The 24694-nt window shown below is 67.5% G+C and carries 18 protein-coding genes; 13 read left to right on the top strand and 5 right to left on the bottom strand.

The features are described from left to right. Positions 1-157 precede the first annotated feature (157 nt). The gene (gene ilvA / locus H1R19_RS14435; RefSeq protein WP_188328048.1) at positions 158-1552 is read left to right on the top strand and encodes a threonine ammonia-lyase IlvA; all 1395 of its coding nucleotides are present in this window, start codon (positions 158-160) and stop codon (positions 1550-1552) included. Between the two features lie 93 nt (positions 1553-1645). On the opposite strand, the gene treZ is transcribed toward ilvA, so the two are convergent. Next, positions 1646-3445 carry a malto-oligosyltrehalose trehalohydrolase gene (treZ, locus tag H1R19_RS14430; protein WP_219849381.1) on the bottom strand — a complete coding sequence of 600 codons (1800 nt, stop codon included), beginning with the start codon at positions 3443-3445 and terminating at the stop codon, positions 1646-1648. A 315-nt stretch (positions 3446-3760) separates the two neighbouring features. On the opposite strand from treZ, the gene H1R19_RS14425 reads away from it, so the two are divergent. From H1R19_RS14425 to H1R19_RS14385, 9 genes are all read left to right on the top strand, one after another. After that, on the top strand, positions 3761-4618 hold the full coding sequence (locus tag H1R19_RS14425; protein ID WP_188327862.1) for an MlaE family ABC transporter permease: 858 nt from the start codon (positions 3761-3763) through the stop codon (positions 4616-4618). Position 4619: 1 nt separating this feature from the next. Next, entirely contained in the window at positions 4620-5486 is an 867-nt protein-coding gene (locus H1R19_RS14420; RefSeq protein ID WP_188327863.1) for an MlaE family ABC transporter permease, read from the top strand. A gap of 10 nt (positions 5487-5496) precedes the next feature. After that, on the top strand, positions 5497-6822 hold the full coding sequence (locus H1R19_RS14415) for an MlaD family protein (protein WP_188327864.1): 1326 nt from the start codon (positions 5497-5499) through the stop codon (positions 6820-6822). Next, positions 6819-7853, top strand: a complete 1035-nt coding sequence (locus tag H1R19_RS14410; protein WP_188327865.1) for an MCE family protein — start codon at positions 6819-6821, stop codon at positions 7851-7853. The genes H1R19_RS14415 and H1R19_RS14410 overlap by 4 nt, the downstream gene beginning before the upstream one ends. Then, positions 7850-8839 (top strand): MCE family protein, encoded by a 990-nt coding sequence (locus tag H1R19_RS14405; protein WP_188327866.1) that lies wholly within the window; start codon positions 7850-7852, stop codon positions 8837-8839. Before H1R19_RS14410 ends, H1R19_RS14405 begins: the two co-directional genes overlap by 4 nt. Next, the gene (locus H1R19_RS14400) at positions 8833-9948 is read left to right on the top strand and encodes an MCE family protein (RefSeq protein ID WP_188327867.1); all 1116 of its coding nucleotides are present in this window, start codon (positions 8833-8835) and stop codon (positions 9946-9948) included. Before H1R19_RS14405 ends, H1R19_RS14400 begins: the two co-directional genes overlap by 7 nt. Next, positions 9945-11117: an MlaD family protein gene (locus tag H1R19_RS14395; protein ID WP_188327868.1), complete on the top strand. Its 1173-nt coding sequence runs from the start codon at positions 9945-9947 to the stop codon at positions 11115-11117. The genes H1R19_RS14400 and H1R19_RS14395 overlap by 4 nt, the downstream gene beginning before the upstream one ends. After that, entirely contained in the window at positions 11114-12286 is a 1173-nt protein-coding gene (locus H1R19_RS14390; RefSeq protein ID WP_188327869.1) for an MlaD family protein, read from the top strand. Before H1R19_RS14395 ends, H1R19_RS14390 begins: the two co-directional genes overlap by 4 nt. 80 nt (positions 12287-12366) lie before the next feature. Next, positions 12367-13227, top strand: a complete 861-nt coding sequence (locus tag H1R19_RS14385; protein WP_219849380.1) for a hypothetical protein — start codon at positions 12367-12369, stop codon at positions 13225-13227. A 23-nt stretch (positions 13228-13250) separates the two neighbouring features. Here the strand turns inward: H1R19_RS14385 and treY are convergent, their stop codons facing one another. The 4 genes from treY to H1R19_RS14365 all read right to left on the bottom strand — a co-directional run bounded on the left by treY (position 13251) and on the right by H1R19_RS14365 (position 21226). Continuing rightward, complete coding sequence (gene treY, locus H1R19_RS14380; protein ID WP_219849379.1) at positions 13251-15560, bottom strand: malto-oligosyltrehalose synthase; 2310 nt, start codon at positions 15558-15560, stop codon at positions 13251-13253. Positions 15561-15564: 4 nt separating this feature from the next. Further along, positions 15565-18162, bottom strand: coding sequence for a glycogen debranching protein GlgX (gene glgX / locus H1R19_RS14375; RefSeq protein ID WP_223204589.1), 2598 nt, complete (start codon positions 18160-18162; stop codon positions 15565-15567). Between the two features lie 130 nt (positions 18163-18292). Beyond that, on the bottom strand, positions 18293-20473 hold the full coding sequence (locus H1R19_RS14370) for an acyltransferase family protein (protein WP_188327872.1): 2181 nt from the start codon (positions 20471-20473) through the stop codon (positions 18293-18295). A 195-nt stretch (positions 20474-20668) separates the two neighbouring features. Continuing rightward, entirely contained in the window at positions 20669-21226 is a 558-nt protein-coding gene (locus H1R19_RS14365) for a TetR family transcriptional regulator (protein WP_219849378.1), read from the bottom strand. Between the two features lie 139 nt (positions 21227-21365). Between H1R19_RS14365 and H1R19_RS14360 the strand changes: the two genes are divergently transcribed. The 3 genes from H1R19_RS14360 to bioD are packed head-to-tail and all read left to right on the top strand — an operon-like array spanning position 21366 to position 24654. Further along, on the top strand, positions 21366-22667 hold the full coding sequence (locus tag H1R19_RS14360; protein WP_219849377.1) for an adenosylmethionine--8-amino-7-oxononanoate transaminase: 1302 nt from the start codon (positions 21366-21368) through the stop codon (positions 22665-22667). Next, positions 22664-23878, top strand: coding sequence for an 8-amino-7-oxononanoate synthase (locus H1R19_RS14355; RefSeq protein ID WP_219849376.1), 1215 nt, complete (start codon positions 22664-22666; stop codon positions 23876-23878). Before H1R19_RS14360 ends, H1R19_RS14355 begins: the two co-directional genes overlap by 4 nt. After that, positions 23875-24654 carry a dethiobiotin synthase gene (bioD, locus tag H1R19_RS14350; RefSeq protein WP_219849375.1) on the top strand — a complete coding sequence of 260 codons (780 nt, stop codon included), beginning with the start codon at positions 23875-23877 and terminating at the stop codon, positions 24652-24654. The genes H1R19_RS14355 and bioD overlap by 4 nt, the downstream gene beginning before the upstream one ends. The last annotated feature ends 40 nt before the right edge of the window (positions 24655-24694 follow it).

The following is a 24694-nucleotide window of genomic DNA, read 5'->3' as shown; positions in this document are numbered from 1 at the left end:
GGCGGCGGCGCGGGTGTTCTACCCGATTCCGAGGCTTTTCGGTCTCACGCCCTTCCAGTGATACGCCTTCGCCCGCGCCGACGGGCGGCTTCGCCGTATCGCGATGACGGCGGGCAACGCAACCCGGGCCGACGCAACCGGCGTCCGCAGTGAGACCATGGCAGGCGTGAACACGCACCACGCTTCGGTTGACCAGCACGATCCCGCCCAGGAGACGGCCCTGTCCGTCGAGGCGATCGACGCCGCGTCCATCCGTATCGCCGAGGCTGTGGCGCGCACCCCACTCGAAGCCTGTCCGCGACTGTCGGCCGTGGCCGGCGCCGAGATCTACCTCAAGCGCGAGGATCTGCAGGCCGTGCGCTCGTACAAGCTGCGCGGCGCGTACAACGTGATGGCGCAGCTGTCGGAGCAGGAGCTGGCACGCGGTGTGGTGGCGGCGAGCGCCGGCAATCACGCCCAGGGCGTCGCGTTCGCGTGCAAGAGCATGAAGGTGCCCGGGCGGATCTACGTCCCGACCACCACGCCCAAACAGAAGCGGGACCGGATCGCCTGGCACGGCGGCGATTACGTCGAACTGAAAGCGGTCGGGGAGACCTACGACGCGGCTGCTGCCGCGGCCCAGGAAGACGTGATGCGCACCGGCTCGGCGTGGATTCATGCCTTCGACGACCCGCGGACCGCCGCCGGGCAGGGAACCATCGCGCGCGAGATCGTCGAACAGCTCGGCGGCGTGCCGGACGTCATCATCGCTCCGGTGGGCGGCGGCGGGTGCCTGGCCGGCATGGCGACGTACTTCCGTGGACTGTCCGCGGAGACCACCATCATCGGCGTCGAGCCGACCGGAGCGGTGTCGCTGGGTGCTGCTCTCGTCAACGGGGGGCCGGTGACCCTGGCCGAGATCGACCCGTTCGTCGACGGTGCGGCGGTCAAGCGGATCGGGAGCATCGGCCACCAGGTGATGTCGGAGATCGGCGCGTCGGTGACCGACCATCCGGTCTTCGCCGAGATCAGCCGGAACCCGGCGGTCCGGGTGCTGCCCGATGAGCCGACCGCACCGGTACCGGGATCCGCGCTCGTCACACACGTCGACGAAGGTGCCATCTGCTCGGCGATGCTGGAGCTGTACCAGAACGAGGGAATCATCGCCGAACCCGCCGGTGCCCTGGCGGTGGCCGCCCTGGACAAACTCCGTCTGCCGGCCGGTTCGACCGTGGTGTGCCTGGTGTCCGGCGGCAACAATGACGTCTCTCGGTACGGCGAGATCATCGAACGATCGCTGGTTCACCGGGGGCTCAAGCACTACTTCCTCGTCGACTTCCCCCAGGAACCGGGCGCGCTGCGCCGGTTCCTCGACGAGGTTCTGGGCCCCGACGACGACATCACCCTCTTCGAGTACGTCAAACGCAACAACCGCGAGACCGGTGCCGCACTCGTGGGTGTCGAACTGGGTCATCGCGACGGACTCGGCGGCCTGATGGAACGCATGTCGCGCTCACGTCTGGATTGCGAACGCCTCGAGCCGGGTTCGCCGGCGTACGCCTACCTGACCTGACCTGACCTGACCTGACCGACCTGACCTGACCTGACCTGACGTCAGCTCTCCGGGGGTACCCGAGCGCAGCGATCGAGGCCAGGCGAGGCACCGTCACCCCGCCGCGCGCACCCCGACGACCACGTTGTGACCCGGTGAGATCAGGCCGCCCGTGCCGGCGGATTCGACCGGCTCCCAGGACAATCGGACGTCCAATCCGAACGGGATGGTGACCGGTGTCTCGCCGGGCACGCACACCGCCGACCAGTCACCGCGATGCATCGCGAACCAGCCTGCCGTCTCGTCGAATTCGACGCGTACCGACACGAACGCCGGATCTACAAGCGCGGGTACGGCTTTCCGCAATGTGATCAGCGCCCGATAGAACTCGAGAACCCGGGCGTGGTCGGGCCGGTCGAGCTCCGACCAGTCCAGCTTGGATCGTTCGAACGTCCCGGGATCCTGCGGATCGGGCACATCGTCGCTGTCCCAGCCGTGTTCGGCGAACTCGGACTTGCGACCCTCGGCGGTGGCGCGGCCGAGCTCCGGTTCGGGGTGGGAGGTGAAGAACTGGAAAGGTGTTGCCGCAGCCCACTCCTCGCCCATGAACAGCATCGGGGTGAAGGGGGACAACAGGACCAGGGCGGCCTTGATGGCGAGCTGACCACCGTCGAGGTAGGCGCTCGGCCGGTCGCCGATCGCGCGGTTGCCCACCTGGTCGTGGTTGCAGGTGTAGGCCAGTAGTGCCGCCGCGGGCACGGTGTCGGTCGGGATCGGGCGGCCGTGACACCGGCGACGGAACGACGAGTACGTGCCGTCGTGGAAGAACCCGCCGGTCAGGACCTTCGCGAGGCAGTCGTAGCTGCCGAAGTCGCTGTAGTAGCCCTGTCGTTCACCGGAGACCAGGGTGTGGATGGCGTGATGGATGTCGTCGTCCCACTGGGCGGCCAGCCCCAGCCCGCAGACGCTGCGCGGCAGGATCATCCGCGGATCGTTGAGGTCGCTCTCGGCGATCAGCGACAACGGGCGCCCGAGCTCCGCCGACAGCGCGTCGGTCGCGGCCGCGAGTTCTTCGAGGATGTGAACGGCCCGATGGTCGGCGAGCGCGTGCACCGCGTCGAGGCGCAGGGCGTCGATGTGGAACTCGGTGAACCAGCGCAGCGCGGTGCCCGCGATGAAGGCGCGGACCTCGTCGGAGTCCGGTCCGGAGAGATTGACCGACGCTCCCCACGACGTCGCGCCCTCGCTGAGGTAGGGCCCGAATTCGGGCAGATAGTTGCCCGACGGGCCGAGGTGGTTGTAGACGACGTCGAGCACGACCCCGAGTCCCTTGCCGTGGCAGGCGTCGACGAAGCGGGCCAGGGCCGCCGGTCCGCCGTAACTCTCCTGCACCGCATACCAGGCGACGCCGTCGTATCCCCAGTTGTGCGGGCCGTTGAAGGCGTTGACCGGCATCAGTTCCACGAGGTCGATCCCGAGGTCGACGAGATGATCGAGCCGGTCGATGGCCGAGTCGAGCGTCCCTTCGGGGGTGAAGGTGCCCAGGTGCAACTCGTAGACGACGGCACCGTGGACATCACGGCCGGCCCACTCGGCGTCGGTCCACAGCGTCTCGTCGACGGTGAACAGTGCCGACATCGCGTGGACGCCGTCGGGCTGCCGTACGGAACGGGGGTCCGGACGGACAGGCCCGCCGTCGATGGAGAACCCGTAACGCAGATCGGCACTCGCCCCGGCGCGTTCGGTGCCGGCGGGCGCTTGACCGACCTGCCACCACCCGCCGTCCGCGCGATCCATCGCGATGGAGTCAGTGTGCGAATCGGTCCCGGCGGGCCGCACGACCAGCGCCACGGTCTCGGCGCCGGGTGCCCACACGCGTACCTCGCCGATCGATCGTGGCGGACGAAACGCCATCACATTGGAACGAAGTGGTAGGTTTCGTCTCCGTTGGTCTGCTGACCAAGTTATGGTGCTCTGGGCATCGGTCGGAGCGGCCGGTCGATTCGTCACATCAAGCAAGGTATGTCGACACCGGGGAAGCTGCAGTCGCGCGATAGTGTGAGGCCGCACACAATCGGAATCGAGAGCGGGGTATATTACGGCGACACTCCTGCCCATGGGGGGCACGCGAAGTAGATCCGCGGAGACGGTGAGAGTGAGTCGCTACGGCTCACGGGCATCGAAACCTGACGGTCGGTGAACGGGTAAGCCGAGACGCAAGGGTAGGGATTGAGCACAAACGCAGTCACCTCGGATGACGAGGAGGCCGGTCGCAAGAGGCCGGGTGCGGTGCGGTCGTGGTTCGACGGCCACGTCGTGGCCTCGTTCGACACCTTCGGGCGCCAGCTGGGCATGTTCCTCGAGGTGTTCCGCACGCTGTTCGTCGACATCGCCAAGCGACGCTTCCCGTTCGGGGAGTTCATCCGGCAGTGCGCCTTCATGGCCAGCACATCGGTGTTCCCGACGCTGCTCGTCGCCATCCCGATCGGCGTGATCGTCTCGATCCAGGTGTCCAACATCGCCGGTCAGGTCGGAGCCACCTCGTTCTCCGGTGCGGCCACCGGCCTCGGCGTGATCAGGCAGGGTGCGCCGCTGGTCACCTCGCTCCTCCTCGCCGGAGCGGTCGGGTCGGCGATCGCCGCGGACCTCGGATCGCGGACCATCCGCGACGAGATCGACGCCATGAAGGTCATGGGCGTCAACCCCATCGAGCGACTCATCTCCCCGCGCCTGCTCGCCACCATGGTGGTCAGTTTTCTGCTCTGCGGGTTCGTCTGCTTCGTCGGTTTCATCACCGGCTATGTCTTCAACGTCTACTTTCAGGGAGGGACGCCGGGTAGTTACACCGGCACCTTTGCGTCCTTCGCGACCACCGCGGACCTGATGTTCGCGTTGGCCAAAGCCGTCATATTCGGCGCGATCGTGGCGATTGTCGCCTGCGATCGCGGCCTCTCGACCAAGGGCGGCCCCTCCGGCGTGGCCAATTCCGTGAACGCGGCGGTCGTCAACTCGGTCCTGCTGCTGTTCACGGTGAACGTCATCCTGACCCAGCTGTTCGCGATCCTCTTCCCGGCGAAGGTGGTGTGAGATGACCGCGTCACGGTATGTGCCCGCAGCACTGAAACCGGTCGAGGCGGCCAAGGGGCTGTACCGCGGTCCGCGCAACGCACTCGCGGGGATGGGCCACCTCATCACCTTCCTGGTCCGGTCCATCGTTGCGGTCCCACTCGCGTTCCGGCACTACAGCAAAGAGGTCTGGCGCCTGCTGGCCGACGTGGCGTGGGGCAATGGCGCCATCGTCGTGGGCGGCGGGACTGTCGGCGTCATGGTGATCCTCGGGATCATGGGCGGCGCGACGGTGGGCATCGAGGGATACACCGCACTCAACCTTCTCGGCATGTCACCGGTGACCGGTGGCCTGTCGGCCTTCGCGACCACACGCGAGATCGCGCCGCTGCTCGCGGCGACCGCATTCACCGCACAGTCCGGCTGCCGGTTCACCGCCCAGCTCGGTTCGATGCGGATCGCCGAGGAGATCGACGCCCTCGAAGCCATCGCGATCCGGCCACTGCCGTATCTCGTCACCACCCGCATGAGCGCCGCGGTCCTGGCGATCGTGCCGCTGTACTCGGTGTCGCTGGCCGCCAACTACCTCGCGTGCCAGTTCATGTTCATGGTGCAGAGCGGGCAGGGCGAGGGCACCTACCTGTACTACTTCAACCAGTTCCTCGTCTCCTGGGACATGGTGTTCTCGTTCATCAAGGTGATCGTCTTCGTCCTGCTGACGACGTTCATCCAGTGCTACTACGGCTACTTCGCCTCAGGCGGACCCGAAGGAGTGGGAGTTGCTGCCGGACATGCCATCCGACTCGCGATCATCGTCATCGTGTTCGCGAACCTGGTCATGACCCTCGTGTTCTGGGGCACCTCGCCCGGGATCAAGATCTCGGGATGAGGGGGACACCGTGAACATCGCGACCGACGGACGTAATCCCTCGATGCTGCAATACGTCCTGCGGGGTGTGGCCTTCCTGCTCGTCCTCCTGGTCATCTTCGTGCTGCTGTTCATGCGCTACCAGGGCACGTTCAGCAAGACCGTGCCCGTCAGCGCCGACCTGGTCGATGTCGGTGACGGTCTCACCTCGGGCGCCGATGTCCGCTACAACGGGCTCATCGTCGGCACGGTGAAGTCGATCGCCGTCGACGACGCGGGTCAGGCCGATGCGACCAAGCTGATCAAGAAGGTGGGCATCGACATCGAGCCCACACAGGCCGAGGGCATCCCGGCGTCGGTGACCGCTCGGACGGTGCCGTCGAACCTGTTCGGCGTCAACTCCGTCGAGCTGGTCAAGCCTGCCGAGGTGGGCGCGGACCGGCTCGCCGCCGGGGCGGTGATCCCGGCCGACACATCCCTCGCAACCATCAAGCTGCAGGACGCGCAGAACGAGCTGCGCGAGATCCTCGACGCGGTGCCGCCGGAGGACCTCGCCGAGGTGCTCGCGACCATCGCCGACGCACTCAAGGGCGGCGGCGCGGTGTTCGGGTCGTTCGTCGGTGTGCTGCGGAACTACTTCGACTCGATCAACAACCAGTTCCCCGCGGGTGACCCGCCCGGGTTCGACAACTTCGACAACGCCATCACCGGTCTGTCACAGTCCGCGCCGCAGCTGCTCGACGCGCTGGGCCGCAGCGTGATCCCGGCGGTCACCATCGCCGAGAAGCAACGTGACCTGTCGGCTCTGCTGTCGGGTGGACAGGCGCTGCTCGATCAGACCCAGCTGCTGTTCGCCCGCAACGGAAACGGCGGTCAGCGACTCGTCTCCGACCTCAACCGGATGCTCGGCGCGACGGTGCTCGAACCCGATTCGCTGCCGCAGGCGGTGATCGCGCTGAACAACCTGGCGGCGCGGGTGCTGACCGTCTTCACCGGCACCAACGGCCGCCCGCAGCTCAACATCGGTGTCAGCTTCGGCGCCTTCGTCCGCTACACCCGGCAGAACTGCCCGGTGTACGACGGTGGGCCCTACGGCACCCTCCGCGGTCCGGGGTGCGTCGGACCGGGAACCGGCACCGGGCCGACGATGTCGGGCCCGCTGCAGATCTATCCCTCCGACGGCATGCGCAAGAACCGGCCGGTGGGCATGGTGACGACCGACGCGGACAACAAGACCCTCGGTGCGGTCCTGCGCCGGACACCGTCCGCGGCCGACACGATCATGCTCGGACCACTGATCCAATCACTCGACGCGCGTGAAGCAGGCGCGCCTGCCGGCCAGGGAGGGGGACGATGAGCGCGGCCTCAGGCTCGATCCGCAAACCGCTGATCGGATTCACCATCTTCGGCATCGCCGCGATGCTGGTCACCTATGTCATCTTCTCGACGCTGGAGCGTTCGGTGTCGGGTACGACGAACACCTACGCGACCTACTTCGGCGACGTGTCCGGGCTCAACACCGGCGACGACGTGCGCATGGCCGGTGTCCGAGTGGGCCGCGTTCAGGAGATCGAACTCGACAACGGCCGCGCGCGCGTGGTTTTCGAGGTGCAGAACGATCAGCAGGTCCTCACCAACACGCAGGCCGCGATCCGTTATCAGAACCTCATCGGCCAGCGATACCTCAACCTGACGCTGGCCGAGGGCAAGGACAGCAAGCCGCTGAAGCCCGGATCGACGCTGGAGTTGCCGTCGGAGGATTCGTTCGACGTCACCAAACTCCTCGCCGGATTCCAGCCGGTGTTCGAGACCCTCAGTCCCGACCAGGTGAACGCACTCTCGGAGGGCCTCCTCGAGGCATTCCAGGGCAATTCGGTGTCGTTGAGCTACACCGTCGCCGAGGTCGGGCGTCTCGCCGAGGACACCGCCAACCGCGACGTCGTGCTGGGCGCGATCATCGGCAATCTGAGCACGGTGATGCGTGATCTGTCCCGTCAGGGCGGCCAGCTCGGCACGGTCATCGAGTCCATGTCCGCGCTGATCGCGAACCTCAATTCCAACTCCGCCGCGTTCGGCGGGGCGGTCGCCGACATCGGGCGTACCGCAAGCGGATTCGCCGACGTGCTGAGCCAGAGCCGGGACAGCCTGGCCGACGCGGCAACCGACGGCCGGATCGCGACCAACACGCTCATCCAGAACGGGACCAGACTCGATCGGATGGCCGTCGACGCCCCGATCTTCCTCGGCCACTTCCCGCTCGTTCTCGGCGAGGGTGCCTACCTGAACATCTACGCGTGCGATCTCGACGTCGCGATCGGCGACGTCCTGCTCCCGCCGGGGATCTTCAACAAGATCGGCGGCACGAATCACTCGGTGGTGTGTCGATGAGCTGGTTCCGCAAGAGTTTCCGGAAGAACAGACGAATCTGGACCGGTGTGATCGGTGCCGTCGTCATCGTCGCGCTCCTGCTCGGGGTCACGACGCTGGCGGGCGCCCACCTCGGCAAGCAGACCCTCACCGGGGACTTCGCCCAGGCGGGCGGTGTCCGGCCGGGGGACAAGGTCCGCGTCGCCGGTATCGACGTCGGTGAGGTCACCGACACCCGACTCGCGGGCAATCATGTGGCGATCACCATGAAGGTCGACCGGGAGGTGAAGGTCACCGCCAACGGTGCGGCCGAGATCAAGATGTCGACGCTGCTCGGTCAGCGCTACATCGATCTGTCGCTGGGTGATTCGCCCGACGAGGCACCCGACGGTCACATCGAACGCACCGCGGTGCCCTACGACCTGCAACGCACCATCGAGGAGGGGGCGCCGATCCTGACGGGGATCGACGATCAGACCCTCTCGCAGAGCATCCGGACACTGAACCGTCAGCTCGCCGGGGTTCCCGCGATCACCCGGCCGACGTTCGAGGCGCTCACGCAGATGTCGGAGGTCATCACCAACCGCAAGGACCAGATCAACCAGTTGATCGCCGACACCAAGACGATCACCTCGATCGTCGACGACAACCAGGCGCAGCTCGCGGTGATCGTCGGACAGGGACGAGACCTGACCCAGAAGATCACCGCCCGCGAGGATCTGGTGACCCGGATGCTCGACGGGATCGCCGAGCTCACCGAGCAGGCCAGCGCCGTCGCCGGTGAGAACGCGGACCAGTTCGCGCCGCTGATGGCCAACCTGAACACGATCACGCAGGGTCTGGAGAAGAACCGGAACAACCTGCGCAAACTACTGGAGATCCTGCCGGTGACAGCGCGCATGACCAACAACATCCTCGGCGACGGTCCCTATGCGAACGGTTACCTACCGTGGGGCATCTTCCCCGACAACTGGCTGTGCCTGGCGCGGGTGGTGGACGGATGCTGAACTCGCGGAAGAACACTGACCGGCTGCGTCGCTCGGTCCTGCTCGCGGGTGTGGCGCTGCTCGGCGTCGTCGGCCTGTCCGGCTGCTCGATGATCCCGGGCAGCTGGAAGGCGGCGTTCGGCCAGGCCATCGAGGTCACCGCCTACTTCGATAGTGTCGCGGGCCTCTACGTGAGCAACGACGTCGCAGTACTGGGCATGCCGGTCGGTCAGGTGACCTCCGTCGAGCCGCAGGGCGAGCGGGTCAAGGTGACGATGACCATCGACGACGGAGTCCCCGTGCCCGCCAACGCGACGGCGGCGATCGTGAACACCTCGATCGTCACCACCCGGCACGTCGAGTTGTCGCCCGCCTACGAGGGCGGTCCGAAACTCGAGGACGGCTCGGTCATCAAGGAGACCAAGAGTCCGGTGTCGGTCGGTGAGCTGTTCGACGCGATCGACGGGCTCGTCGTATCGCTGAAGGGCGAAGGGCCCGGACCCGGCCCGCTGGCCGACATGATCGACATCACCTCGGGCATCGCCACCGGCAACGGTGAGGAGATCAGGGCGGCGCTCGAAGAACTCGGCTCGGCGTCGGATGTGGTGGCGGGCAACAGCGACGCACTCGTCGACATCATCGAGACCATCGAGGGTCTGACCACGACGCTGGTGCGGAACTACCCCAAGATGACCGAGTTCTCGAACTCGCTGAACCAGGTCTCGGAGTTGCTGGGGGCGCAGTCGCCCGGTCTGGTCGCCACGCTGCGCAACCTCAATGCGACGCTGCAGAACACCACCGAGTTCCTGCGGAACAACACCAACACCATCTCGGTCTCGTTCGACCGGCTCGCCGCGCTGACCGCCAACCTCGGCGACTATTCGCGGCAGGTCGTGGAGACCATCGACGTGGCACCGCTTCTGTTCCAGAACCTGAGCAACTCCGTCTCGGCCGAGCAGGGTGCGTGGCGTGCGCAGGTGCTGTTGGACAAGTCCCTCGTCGACAACGAGCTGCTCGCCAAGTTCTGTGAAGCGATCAACCTGCAGAAGGACGGCTGCCGTACCGGAAAGCTCAAGGACATGGGTCCAGACCTCGGCATCTACTCGGGCATGTTGGAGCTGACGAAATGAGAGCGGCGACAAGCGCATCCCTGCGCCGGCCCGGCCGGCCGGGCTCGGTCGGCGCCGAGACCCAGCGCGGTGGGGGCTTTCGCCGCGGGGGTGTCCTCGCGGTGCTGCTGGCCGCGCTGATGGGACTCACCGGCTGTGGACTCCTGCCGGGGCTCACCGTCGAACAGATCCCGTTGCCCGCACCCGGTGGTCTCGGGGAGTCGATCCGGCTGAACGCGGACTTCGACAATGCCCTCAACCTGCCCACCCGGGCCAAGGTGAAGCTCAACGGCACCGACGTCGGTCAGGTCACCGACATCGTCGCCAAGGACTACGCCGCCATCGTCACGATGGACGTCAGCAAGGCCGTCCGGCTGCCTGTCGGTACGGGAGCCGAACTGCGCCAGGCGACTCCACTCGGCGACGTGTTCGTCGCATTGCTCCCGCCGCCGGGCGCCCAGGAGAGCTTCATGGTCGACGGGGACACCCTGACCGGCCCGACGTCGGCGGCGGCGACCGTCGAAGATCTGCTCATCAGCATGAGTGGCGTCGTCGACAGCGGTTCGCTGAACTCGCTGACGATCATCCTGACCGAGCTGAGCAGCGCGGTCGCCACCAATCCCGACGACCTCGCGGGAGCCATCCGGGGACTCACGACCGGCATCCGTAAGCTCAATTCCAGTTCGGCACAGGTCGACCGGTCGCTGGCCAACACCCGGGTCCTGACCGGTCAGCTCGCCGACGGGCGGGCGCAGATCATGGCGTCGATCAACAAACTCGGTCCGGCGCTCGCGTCGCTGAACGGGCAGATCGGGCAGATCCTCACCACCCTGAGCAAGACCCAACAGGTCACCGCGGCCACCAACGACTTCCTCGACACCGATCAGGACAACCTGGTGGAAATGCTGGGGCACCTGTCGACGGTGATGGCGGGGCTGCGTCAGGCCGCCGGACCGCTCGGCTCGCTGGCCGACAACCTGCACACACTGACACCCAAGTGGATCAAGGCGACGCCGGGCAGTGCCGCGGCGGTCTCGGCCAAGGTGTACTGGCTCAACCCGGGCGTCGGATTCGACTCGGCGAGCAGGCTTCCCGAGGTCGAGGACATCGACGAGGGTTCTGCCGCACTACAACAGACGCTCGCCCGGTTGCTGGCCAGACTCACCGGAACGAGGGGGTGTTGCGGATGAGCGGCATATTCGGCGTACTGCGCAGGAATTCGGTACTCGTCGGCAACATCGGACTCGTGCTGGTCATGGTCGTCGGACTCGGCTACCTGTCCCTGGGCGTCCTCCGATGGGAGCCGTTCGCGGACAAGTACTCCCTGACCATCCAGTTCCCGATCTCCGGTGGCCTGCAGGAGACCTCGGGGGTGACCCTGCGCGGTGCCCGCATCGGTGATGTCGACACGGTTCGGGTGCAACCGGATTCGGTCGAGGTGACGGTGACGGTCGACGACCGGTACAAGATCAACCGCAACACCGTGGTCGCAGCCCTCGGACTCTCGGCTGCGGGTGAGCAGTACGTCGACTTCCAACCGTCGACCTCGGAGGGTCCGTACCTGGAGAACGGCGACGTGATCAAGGCCAGTCAGACCGAGGTCACCGTTCCGTTCTCCCAGCTGCTCGAGTCCTCACTCGAGCTGATCGATCAGATCGACCCCGCGAAACTCCGCTCGGCCGTGGACAATCTGAACATCGCGCTCAACACCGAGAACGGCACCAACGATCTCGAGGTGATCTTCGACGCCGGCGGCACGATCTTCGCCGATCTGTACACCGCGCTTCCCGAGACCACCAAGCTGATCCAGAACGCCGGCACCGTCTTCAAGACCACCGCACAGATCCAGCCGGACTTCGGCGGCACCGTGTCGTCGCTGAGTGCGCTGATCAATTCTGCGGCGGCCTCCGACACCGAGCTCCGCACGCTGCTCGATCGTGGCCCGGCGCAGTTCACCAGCCTCGCCGGGTCCATCAACCAGCTCACCGACCCGGTGACCGACGTGATGAAGCAGTTCCTCGACATCGCCCAGCAGGGTGCGTTGCGCGCCCCGGCACTGGCGACGCTTCTGCCGGCGATCCGCGACGCGAGTGTCAAGAGCCTCGCCATGTTCCACGACGGTGCGTGGTGGGCATTCGGTTCGGTCTATCCGCGCCCGAGCTGCAACTACCCGGTCACCCCGCGTCGGCCCACCCAGATCCTGGAGCTGACCATCCCGACCAATCTGTACTGTGTGACCGAGGATCCGCGCCAGCAGATCCGCGGTTCGGCGAATGCCCCACGACCGCCGGGCGACGACACCGCCGGGCCGCCACCGGGTTACGACCCGAACGCCCGCACGGTGCCGCTGGACAAATGACGGCCGCTGGACAAATGACGGCCGCTCGACAGACCGCGGCCGCCAGAAGAACAACGACAGACAAGTTGCGTGACCTGTAGATGACTGACCGTGAGAAAACCGACGCCACACCGGACACGAACGACGCGCCGGGCGTGACCGAGACATCCGTCGACACGCCGGCAGCGCCGCGTGGGAAGTCGGCCCGCCGCACCGGTTCCGGATCGTCGGTGAGCATGTCGAAGACGAGTGACATCGACGACCAGGCGAGTGCCGCCGACGACAAGGCCGGTGTGGGCGACGAGAAGTCCGGTGCCGCAGGCTCCTCGGTCGGTACCGCCGATGACAAGGCCGGTGGTAAGGAGTTCTCGCTCACCGTGACCGGGCGCGGGATCAAGCGGGTGCTCGTCGGCGTGGTGGCGGTCGTGCTCGTCGCGCTCGTCGCCTTCCTCGGGTGGCGGACGTACACGCTGGACCGCGAGGCCACCGCGTTCGCCGACGCCAAGACGGCCTCCTCGGAGTTCGTGACCAAGCTGGTCACCACGCTGAACGAGGAGAACGCGGGCAGCTCGAAGGAACTGCTCGGTCCGTTGTCCACCGGTGAACTGCGCACGCGTCTCGAGCAGGAACGTGTCGACACCGAGCAGAACGTGGAGTCGCTCAAGATCCAGGTGTCCTCGAAGATCAGCGTCGTCGCCGTCGAAGAGGTCGACAAGGATTCCGCGAAGACCGTCGTGATGGCCGAGGTGACCGGTCGCAGCGTCAAACTGCCGACCGGCGGCACCAGTCTGATGGTGTTCCGGCTGGACCTGAGCAAGGTCGACGGCAAGTGGCTGGTGTCCAACGTCGACGGCCCGCCGGGCAGCCCGAGCGGTCAGATCGATCCGACGCAGTCGTTGCCCGGTGCGGGCGGCGCGCCGGTACCCCAGACCCAGGCACCCGCACCGGCGCCGGCAGGCTGAGGAACGCCGACGGCCGGTGGGGGTCACTCGTCGCGGACGAGGACTGCCACCGGGTTGTCGCGCCGGGCGGTACCGAGGTCGACGGTGTCGTCGTACACGGCACCGCTTCGGACATCTCGCCACCGGACACCTGCAGGCAACCGGATCACGGTCGCCTCCGCAGCCGAGGGGTCGAGGCTGTGGGTGAACCGTGCCGTGATCACCGCCACCGAGGCCGCTTCCGCGGTACCCCGGGTGAAGGCGACGACGTGATCGGATGCGGGGCCGTCGGAGTGCAGTCGGGTGTAGGTGCTCGGCGCCCTGAAGGCCTCGGGCCGATCGGCACGCACTCCCAGTGCGGTACGCACGAGCTCGGTCTTCGGGTGGTCGAGGGACCGCCCGAAATCCACCGGGCGGCGGTTGTCGGGATCGACGAGCGAGTCCTCCCACCATTCGGTGCCCTGATAGATGTCGGGAACTCCGGGCCCCAGGAGGGCGAGTGCCTTGCGCGCCAAGGCCTCCTGCTCCCACGCCGGCCGGACTCGTTCGACGAGTTCGGTGATCGCCGCGGCGACCGGACCGGTGGTGACCTGCACGATCCAGGTGTCGACCGCCGCCTCGAACTGCTCGTCGACGTCGGTCCAGGTGGTACGCAGACCGGCCTCGCGGTTCGCCTTGCGGGCGTAGTCGACGAGCCTCGTGCGCAACTCGTCGGTGACCGTCCCGTCGGTCGGCCACACGCCGAAGATGTTCTGCAGCAGGAAGTAACCGGACAGGTCGTCGGGGACGTCGGTGTCCTGCCACACGCGCTCGACGAGTAGCGCCCACCGCTCGGGTACCTGGGACAGCAGTGCGATGCGGGCGCGGACATCTTCGCCGCGTTTGGTGTCGTGGGTCGACGTCCCGGTCATCGCCAGCGGCCACAGGCGGGCTCGTCCGGTGTTGTGCTCGTGGAAGGCGTTGAGCGACAGGGTCGGGTTGGCCGGGTCACCGCCGACCTCCTGCGCGGAGACGAGTCGGGCGGTCCGGTAGAAGAGACTGTCCTCGACACTTTTCGCGGTCACCGCACCGCACGTCTGGGCGAGACGGGACGTGGCCGCGCCGGGACTGGCCGTCGCACGGACGACGGTGTCGAGAGCCGTTGCGAGAGAGGGGTGTTCGCGGCTGATCCGCTCGGCGACGGCGACGAGACGTGGTCGCAGTGACGGATAATCTGCGCGGTACACGCCCAGCGTCGCGATGAGTTCGGCGCACGCCTGGGCAGTCGCATCGGCATCGGCGGACGGGTCGGAGCGGGTGACGGCGCGGACCAGGCGACGGAGTTCGGTGGGGAAGGCGTCGCGGAGGGTGGTCAGTTTGCGTTGGTGCTCGGCGGCCTCGATCCAGCGCGCGTCGCCGGTCTCCCCGGTGATCCGCTCATGGAGCTCGGTCAGCTGCACGATCCCTGAGGGCGCGACGAACAGCGCGTCGATGACCCGCATCTGGTCGTAGCCCGTCGTTCCCTCCACCGGGAGTGTCGGTTCGAGTGGCTCGTCGGGCGCCAGGATCTTCTCGATGTAGATCAGTCGGTCCTCACCCACGTCGGCGCGGAGCCGCTGCAGGTAGGCCTGCGGATCCCACAGTCCGTCCGGATGATCCACACGCACACCGTCGATCAGCTCGGCGGCGAGAAGTTCTCGGAGCCAGGCGTGGGTCGCGTCGTAGACCTGCGGGTCTTCCTGGCGGAGTCCGGCGAGCTCGTTGACGGTGAAGAATCGCCGGTACCCGATGAGTCCGCTGTCCCACGGCACGAGGCGATAGTGCTGGCGCGCATGGACATCGGCCGCCGTGCCGCCCTCGGTGCCGGGCGCGATCGGGAACGCGTGGTCGTAGTAGCGCAGATTTCCGTCGTCGTCGATCCGCAGCGGGCTCAGATCACCGTCGGCGGCCACGACCGGCAACGCGATCTTCCCGTCGACGCCGTTGTCGTCGCTGAAGTCGACGTCGAAGTAGGCGGCGTAGGCCGAACGAGGGCCGTGGCGCAGCAGATCGGCAAACCACGGGTTGGCCAGGACGTCGGCCACACCGGTGTGGTTGGGCACGATGTCGATGATCAGGCCCAGCCCGCGCTCCTTTGCCGCGGAGCGCAATTCGCGGAGACCGTCGATGCCTCCGAGCGCCGGAGCCACCGCCGGTGGTGGTAGCCAGTCGTAGCCGTGCGTCGAACCCGCCGACGCCGTGCCGATGGGGGACAGGTAGACGTGACTGATCCCCAGGTCGACGAGGTGGTCGAGAACTGCTGCGGCATCGGCGAACCCGAAGTCGCCGTGGAGCTGGAGACGGTAGGTCGCACGCGGGGACTCGCGGACGCTCATCGGGTCAGGAGGTCTTCCGCAGGACGAGGACCGAGCGGCCCCCGACGGTCACCGCATCACCGGACCCGGCTCGCACGTCGGTGTCACCGGACGGATGTGTGGTGTCGAGCTCGCCGACCCACTCGTGCCCGTACCAGTTCGGCGGGAGGTGGAAGTCGATGTCCTCGTAGTGGGCGTTGAAGCAGATGATGAACGAGTCGTCGACGACGAGTTCGCCGCGTTCGTCCTTCTCCCCGAGACCGTTTCCGTTCAGGAACACCGCGAGGCTCTTGCCGAATCCGCTGTCCCAGTCCTCGGCCGTCATCTCCTCGCCCGCCGGGGTGAGCCAGGCGATGTCCAGGGTCTGGTCACCCCAGCGGATCGGCTTTCCGCCGAAGAACCGGCGTCGGCGGAACACCGGATGTTTGGTGCGCAACGCGATCGCCTTGCGGGTGAACGCCAACAGGTCGGAGTTCTCCTCGGCGAGAGACCAGTCCATCCAGGCCAGCTCGGAGTCCTGGCAGTACACGTTGTTGTTGCCCTGCTGGGTGCGGCCGATCTCGTCGCCGTGCGCGAGCATCGGGGTGCCCTGTGACAGGAACAGGGTCGCGAGGATGTTGCGTTGCTGGCGGGCGCGCAGCGCGTTGATCTCGGGGTCGTCGGTGGGACCTTCGACCCCGCAGTTCCAGGACCGGTTGTGGCTCTCGCCGTCGCGGTTGTCCTCGCCGTTGGCCTCGTTGTGCTTCTCGTTGTAGGACACCAGGTCCCGCAGGGTGAAGCCGTCATGCGCGATGACGAAGTTGATGCTGGCCAGTGGGCGGCGTCCGGTCGCCTCGTACAGGTCCGACGACCCGGTGAGCCGGGATGCGAACTCGCCCAGCGTCGACGGTTCGCCGCGCCAGTAGTCGCGGACGGTGTCGCGGTACTTGCCGTTCCACTCGGTCCACAGCGGCGGGAAGTTGCCGACCTGATATCCGCCCTCGCCGATGTCCCACGGCTCGGCGATGAGCTTGACCTGGCTGACCACCGGATCCTGTTGCACCAGATCGAAGAACGCCGACAACCGGTCGACGTCGTGCAGTTCGCGCGCCAGCGTGGAGGCGAGGTCGAAGCGGAACCCGTCGACATGCATCTCGAGAATCCAGTACCGCAGGGAATCCATGATGAGCTGCAGTGTGTGCGGATGCCGGCCGTTGAGGCTGTTCCCGGTGCCGGTGTAGTCCATGTACATCTCGGGATCGTCTTCGACGAGACGGTAGTACGCCGCGTTGTCGATCCCCCGGAAGCTCACCGTCGGCCCGAGGTGGTTGCCCTCGGCGGTGTGGTTGTAGACCACATCCAGGATGACCTCGATCCCGGCGTTGTGGAACTCGCGCACCATCGCCTTGAACTCGGTCACCGCGCTCGCGGGCTGATCGGGATTCGAGGAGTACTCGATGTGCGGCGCCAGGAATCCGAAGGTGTTGTAGCCCCAGTAATTCCGGAGTCCCTGATCGCGGAGTACGAAGTCCTGCATGAACTGGTGCACCGGCATCAGCTCGATCGCGGTGATGCCCAGCTCCTGCAGGTGTTCGATGATCACCGGATGGCACAGCCCCGCATAGGTGCCCCGAAGATGCTCGGGCACACCGGGATGCGTCGCGGTCATGCCCTTGACGTGCGCTTCGTAGATCACCGTCTGGTGGTACGGCCGGTTGGGTGCACGGTCGTTCTGCCAGTCGAAGTACGGGTTGATCACCACCGACAGCATGGTGTGACCGAGCGAGTCGAGCTGAGGCATCGGATTCTCGGGCATCGGATTCTCGGGCGCCGGCTCCGGAAGCGGTTCCGGCTCGGCAACTCCGGAGCCCGCGACCTCTACGTCGGAGGTGTCCGCCTCGTCAGGTGCGGCCTCGGCGCCGGCGTTGTCGCCGGGAGCGTCCGCGTCCGCATCGTCAGTGGTCTCGGCCCCGGGGGCCTCGGCACCCTCGGGAGCCGGATCGGAGGGGCCGACGGTCTCGGCGCCGGAATCCTCGTCCTGCCCAGGCGGTGTGGGCAGTGGGTAGGAGAAGAGGGAGGCGTCGCCGTCGAAGTCCCCGTGGAAGGCCTTGCCGTACGGGTCGAGCAACAGCTTGCTCGGATCGCACCGCAGGCCCTGGGCAGGATCGTAGGGGCCGTAGACGCGGAAGCCGTAGAACTGTCCGGGGACGACGTTGGGCAGGTAGCAGTGCCAGCAGTAGCCGTCGACCTCTTCGAGGCGGATGCGACGTTCCTTGCCGTCGCGGTCGATGAGGCACAGCTCGACGGACTCGGCGACCTCGGAGAACAGCGAGAAGTTCGTTCCGACACCGTCATAGGTGGCACCGAGCGGGTACGGCGTACCCGGCCACACCGGAATCGGCGCGGGCTCCGGTTCGACAAGTGCGTCGGCCTGGGCCGGATTCGACGGAAGCGAAACCGTCGCCGAGGCGCCCGTGCCGTTTCTCAGAGGCGCCGCCGTCGTCGGTCCGCCGCCCCCATCGGGGTCGGGTGCGCGACTGGTCCGGCTGTCGCCGGCTTCGGGATTGTCCGGACCGGGATCGTCCGAACCGGGATCGTCCGAAACGGGGTCCGGTTGTCCACCGGTGGTTGGCGGAACGGTCATGCCCACCTGCCTGACGTCATGGGTCGACCCTAGTCGCGTTGGGGCGACGGGTCATCTCGGAAGTGGTCGTCGGGTGCCCCGAGTGGGAAGTCCCACCCGACGACCCTCGGCGTGGCTCCCGGAGAGCAGGTCACGGCACGTCGGGGCCGGTCCACGGCAGCTGGGCGGCCATCTGGCGGCCCAACTCGTCGGCGAGGCTGCGGACGTAGGTCGCACTGAGATGATGCGGGTCCTTGTAGACGGTGATGTTGCCGACGATGGCGGGGCACCGATCGGGCGTGCAGATGCCGTCGGACATGTCCAGCGGGTGGAAGTCCGGGCGCGTGGCGGCGAGTTCTCGAGAAGGGTCCTCGGGCGCGAGCACGGCGGCGCGTCGCGACCCGCAACTCTCTGCGTCGCCGCCCTCGGCGAGGCAGATCGGGGTGTCGATGGTGCCTTGCGCATTCTTCGGCCACGGGGTGTCGCGCATGCCGAACACCGGAACGCCGGCATCCAGGAAGCGATCGATGATCGGGACGTAGTCCGGCGGGACCCAGTCCCCGGGCTGGTAGTCCCGGGGCCGTGTGGAGTTGGTGAACACCGCATCGGGTTTGTCGGCGATGACCCGGTCGATGACCCGCTGGCCCCAGTCGTAGCACTCCGGGTAGGGCACTCCGCGCTGCTTGGGTATGCGGTTGGTCGACAACGGGCAGCCCATCTTCACATAGGTCTTGACCTTGAAGCCGTTGCGCTTGCCGAGAATGTCGAGAGCCGAGATCCACATCTCGGCATGCGAACCGCCTGCCAGTGCGATCGTCCGGGTGGCGTCGGGATCCCCGTAGACACCGACATGGATCTCGTTGTCGGTGAAGTCGCTCATGTAGCCGTCGGTGGAGGTCTCCGGGAAGTCCTTGATCACCTCGAGGGCCGACGGCTGGGGGTCGACAGCGGGCACCGGCCAGTTCTCGAGAAGTGCACGCGCACCGGGATAGGAACGTGGGTCGAGGTTCTTGGTGTCGACCACGATGTTGGCGACGTGGTTCTCCCAGAGCTTGATGCCGACGCCGGTGACGAGTGTGCCGACCACGAGGATCGAGGTGACGACCGAGGTGTAGGACACCCAGCGGGAGCGGCCGTCGCGGGTACCGCGCGCGAGGGCCGACCGGTCGCCGCCGCGCAGCGGATCCTCGATGTAGCGCTTGGTGAGCCAGGCCAGGCCGACCGACGCCGCGAGGATCACCACGCCCTCGAGGAAATTGGCGTGGTTCTTGCCCCGCCAGGTGAGGTAGAAGATCAGCAGCGGCCAGTGCCACAGGTACAGCGAGTAGGCGATGGTGCCGAGCCAGACCGGCCAGTGACCCGCGAGCGCTCGGTTGACGGCAGGCATCTCCTGGACCCGCGCGGAGTGCGCGCCGCGCGGCGGCCTCTGCAGCGCGGTCGCGCCCGCCCAGATGATGAGCAGGGTCGCGCCGACCGGAACCAGCGCCATGGGACCGGGGTACGCGTTCACGCCGTCGATCCAGAACCCGCAGGAGATGATCAGCAACAGGGCGAACACGGTTGCGATGTTGCGCAGCCAGTTGGGGATGCGCAGGCTGGGCAACCAGATCGCCAGCAGGCCACCGGCCAGCGGCTCCCACAGACGGGACAATGTGTCGTAGTAGTTGTACGGCTGATTGATCGCCAGGCCGCGGTGCGCCCAGTAGAACGACGCCAACGCGACGAGCAGCACCGCACCGCCGACGAGGAACTTGATGACCCGCGGGTCGGCGAACGGCCGGGCGACGCGCGCGCCGAGCTTGAGCAACGCCGCGAATGTGAGCGCGACGAGCAGCGTCACCACGAAGAACTGGCCCTGGACCGACATCGACCAGATGTGCTGCAGCGGGCTGTTGGCAGAGCTGGCGGCCAGATAATCCTGGGAGTTCTGGGCGAGGTACCAGTTCTGGTAGTACAGCGCGCTCGCGATCACCTCGCGACCGACATTCGCCCAGCGGGTCTGCGGCAGGATGACCAGCGTCAGCACCGTCACCGCCAGGAGCACGGTCAACAGTGCGGGGAGCAGGCGTTTGAGGAGGCGTTTGAGACGTGGCCACGGGTTGAGCGTGTCCCGGAAGGTCACGTGCGCGGTCTGGCTGTGGATCGCGTGACGCAGCAGCGAGCCGACGAAGAAGTAGCCCGACAGCGTGAGGAACACGTCGACGCCGCCGGAGACCTTGCCGAACCACACGTGGAAGCAGGCGACGAGAGCGATGGCGATGCCGCGCAGGCCGTCGAGGTCGGTGCGGTAGGCAGGCGTTGCCGGCGTCGAGGGGGCCGACTCCGGCGCCACTACTCGAGTCGTCGATGCCACAGAGATGCGCTTTCCGGTTGAGGGCAGGTGGGTGGGCCCTGTGCGTGGTGGCGCTCGACGTGCCACCTCGATCTCGGAGCCGAGCCCGGGTTGACCGGCTAGCAATGTACCCGCCGAAGCTGTGAAAGTCCGATTCCGGCGAGTGCGACATACCCTCGACGGTGGCGTCGGCGATCAGGGCCGACGCCGGGTGCGCGCCCCGTCGAGGATGATCGACAGCCCGTCGCCGAACTCGCCGCCGAAATCACGTCCCGAGGGTCCGGTCACGCCGAGACGTTCCATCTGTGCGCGGGTCTGCTCCTCGATGGTCAGCCCGATGACGAGCTGGCACAGTGCGGTGCTGACCGCCTCGGCGTCCCGGAGAGTCAACCCGCCGGCGTGACCGGCGGCGATGATGTCGGCGGTGATCGCCTTGGTCGACAGTCCGCTGGCCCAGCTCGACGACACGACCTCGGCGCTGTCGGGGACCTCGAGCAGTGCGGCGCGCATCCCGGTCGCGAGCAGGCTCAGCCGTTCGTCCCAGGACAGATCCGTACCGGGGATGGCGACAGTACTGAGGATGTCGTCGGCGAGCGCGGCGAGCAATGTCTGCTTGTTGGGGAAGTGCCAGTACAGGGCGTTGGGTCGCACGCCCAGCTCGGTGGCGAGTCTGCGCATCGACAGGTCGGCCAGGCTGTGCTCGCGCAGGATGTCGCGGGCTGCGCGGAGGACGTCGGTGCGGCTGTTGCTCACCCGGTAAGCCTAGTGACCGGTCGCGGCGGCCCCCGGCGGGTGAGCCTGTACACCGTTCAGGATGAGCCTGTACGGTGTACAGGGTGAATGCCTGGACAGTGTCCAGGTCCGCCGGAGGTCGCAGCGAGAAAGGTGCACCGTGGACCACGACGCCGTCAGGCGCATCGACGCCGAGCACATCTGGCACCCGTACGGTGCGATGCCCGCGAGTACCGAGCCCCTGGTGGTCGAGTCCGCGTCGGGAGTCCGCCTCGAGCTGGCCGACGGTCGCTCGGTGGTCGACGGGATGAGCTCGTGGTGGGCGGCGATCCACGGCTACCGGCACCCACGTCTGGACGAAGCAGCCGCGGTTCAGCTCGGCCGGATGTCGCATGTCATGTTCGGCGGGCTCACCCACGAGCCGGCCGCACGGCTCGCGCAGCTTCTCGTCGAGCTCACCCCGGAGCCGCTGCAGAAGGTGTTCTTCTGCGACTCGGGATCGGTCTCGGTCGAGGTCGCGGTGAAGATGGCGGTGCAGTACTGGCGTGGTCGCGGCGAGCCCCGTCGTACCCGGCTGCTCACCTGGCGCGGGGGCTACCACGGCGACACCTTCGCCCCGATGAGCGTCTGCGATCCCGACGGCGGCATGCATTCGATGTGGTCGTCGGTACTGACCGAGCAGATCTTCGTCGATGCGCCACCGGCCGACTTCCGCCCCGAATACGTGAGCCGTCTCGAGGCGACCGTCCTCGCGCACCGGGACGAGCTGGCCGCGATCATCGTCGAGCCCATCGTCCAGGGTGCGGGCGGCATGCGTTTCCACGATGCCGCGTACCTGCGAGCCCTCCGCGACATCTGCGACCGGCACGACGTCCTGCTCATCTTCGACGAGATCGCCACCGGTTTCGGCCGGACCGGGACGCTGTTCGCCGCCGACGCGGCAGGTGTCGCCCCGGACATCATGTGTGTGGGCAAGGCGCTGACCGGGGGCTACCTGACGCTTGCCGCAACTCTGTGTACGTCGCATCTCGCCGAGGTCATCAGTGCGGGTGAGGCGGGGGGACTCGCGCACGGCCCCACCTTCATGGCCAACCCACTCGCGTGTGCGGTCGCCGTCGCGGCGATCGAACTGTTGCTGGAAACACCGTGGGCGGCACGGGTTTCGGAGATAGAACAGGGCCTCGAAGACGGGCTCTCGCCACTGGGAGGGCTCGACGGGGTGGTCGATGTACGCGTCCGCGGCGCGATCGGTGTCGTCGAACTCGACCGACCGGTCGACATGTCCGCGGCAACGGCCGCAGCGGTGGACGCGGGAGCGTGGCTGCGCCCGTTCCGCAATCTCGTCTACACGATGCCGCCGTTCATCTGCACGCCCGCGGACATCGGTGTGATCGTGCGGGGTGTCGGCGCGGCCGTGCACGCGAGCCTCGGCGACCACGTCCTGGCAGGAACCCGATCATGACGTCGACGCAGACCTCGGCAGCGGGGACACAGGCGACTGGGACACAGGCGACGGGGACACAGGCGGTGGACGGCACCGAGGTGGGACTGGCCTGGCTGGCTCAGGCCGCGCACGACCGGATCCAGGCCGGTCTCCATCGCGATCCCCACGTCCGACGAGCGCATGCGGGGGAGATCAACCTCGGCTCCAACGACTACCTGGGTCTGTCGACCCACCCGCTGGTCGTTGCCGGTGCGCAGGCCGCTGCCGAGCGCTGGGGCGGTGGTTCGACGGCGTCGCGACTCGTGGTCGGCACCACGCAGGAGCACATCGACCTCGAGGACGAAGTCGCCGGTTTCCTGGGATTCCCGGCCGCACTGACCTTCTCGTCGGGCTACCTCGCGAACGTCGGGGCGGTCACGGCGCTGGCAACCCGGGGCGATCTCATCGTGAGTGACACCGGTACGCACGCATCTCTGATCGACGGCTGCCGGTTGTCGCGGGCTCGCGTCGTGGTTGTCGAGCGCGGCGACCACGAGGCCGTCCGCGCCGCGCTGGCGCAGCGCACCGAGCGCCGCGCACTCGTCGTCACCGATTCCGTCTACAGCATCGACGGTGAACCCGCACCCGTTGCCGACCTCTATGCCGCGTCGCGCGCACACGGTGCGGTGCTGCTCGTGGACGAGGCACATGCATTCGGTGTGCGCGGTCCAGGGGGCCGGGGACTGGTTGCCGAACAAGGACTCTCGGGTGCTCCGGACCTGGTCGTCACGACGGTGCTGTCGAAATCACTGGGCGCGCAGGGTGGTGTGGTGCTCGGTACCGAGCCGTTGCGTTCGCACCTGATCGATTGCGCACGCACGTTCATCTTCGACACCGGGCTCAACCCGGCGGCCGTCGGTGCCGCGCGCGCGGCCCTGGGAATCCTGCGTTCCGATCCCGGACTCCCGGACCGGCTGCGCGACAACGCCCGGCGCCTGGCCCGGTCCTGTGGAGCAGAGGAGCCGGCGGCGGCGGTGATCTCGATCATCATCGGGGATCCGCAGCGTGCCGTCGCCGCCGCGGCAGCGTGCCGCGACCGTGGTGTGCTGGTCGGCTGTTTCCGACCGCCGTCGGTGCCCTCGGGCACGTCGCGGCTACGTCTCACGGTGCGTGCCGATCTCGATGATGCGACCCTCGACCATGTCGCCGGGGTCGTCGACGCCGCGTTGCGCGAGGTGGGTGCCCGGTGAGCGCACGAGCCCGCGGCACCGTTCTGGCGGTCACCGGCACCTCGACCGACGTCGGCAAGACGGTCGTGACCGCGGCTCTCGCCGCTGCGGGTGGGACGACGGCGCCTGCGGATGCGGTTCCCGATCCGCGGCCGACCACCGTCGCAGTCTGCAAACCCGTGCAAACCGGTGTCGGACCCGACGCGCCCGGCGACCTCGCCGAGATCGTCCGGCTGGCCGGCGACGTCACCACCGTCGAATCCTTCCGGTATCCCGAACCACTGGCACCCGACACGGCGGCACGCCGCGCCGGGATGCCGCCCGCCGATCCGGACGTGATCGTGCGTGAGGTCGAGCGCCTTGCCGCCACACACGATCTCACTCTCGTCGAAGGCGCAGGCGGTGTACTCGTGCGACTGGGGGAGACGGCCACGATCCTCGACGTCGCCGTCGCGACACTGCGTCGCGACACAGCCGACGGCGTGATCGTCGTCGTGGCGCCGGGACTCGGCGCACTCAATCACGCCGAGCTGACCGTGAACGCGGTGCGCGCACGCGGGCTCCGGCCCGCCGGACTCGTCATCGGCTCGTGGCCGGAGAACCCCGACCTCGCGATGCGCTGCAATCGGACCGACCTCCCGCGGGTGACCGGTGTGCCCGTCGTCGGTGTCCTGCCGGCCGGCGCAGCCGCCCTCGACCCCGCGGAATTCCGCCGCCTCGCACCGACCTGGTTCGACCACGACTGGCTCGCCGGCACACTGCCCAACCGCCCGGAACAACTCGTCCGGACCTCGTAAAGCCCTCCCGCCCAGCGCAACACCACAACCTGAGCGCAAC

This window comes from Gordonia jinghuaiqii, from assembly GCF_014041935.1.
In the GTDB taxonomy this organism is placed as follows: domain Bacteria; phylum Actinomycetota; class Actinomycetes; order Mycobacteriales; family Mycobacteriaceae; genus Gordonia; species Gordonia jinghuaiqii.
The sequence above is the reverse complement of the archived record's forward strand: the minus strand, read 5'-3'. Positions and strand labels throughout refer to the sequence as shown.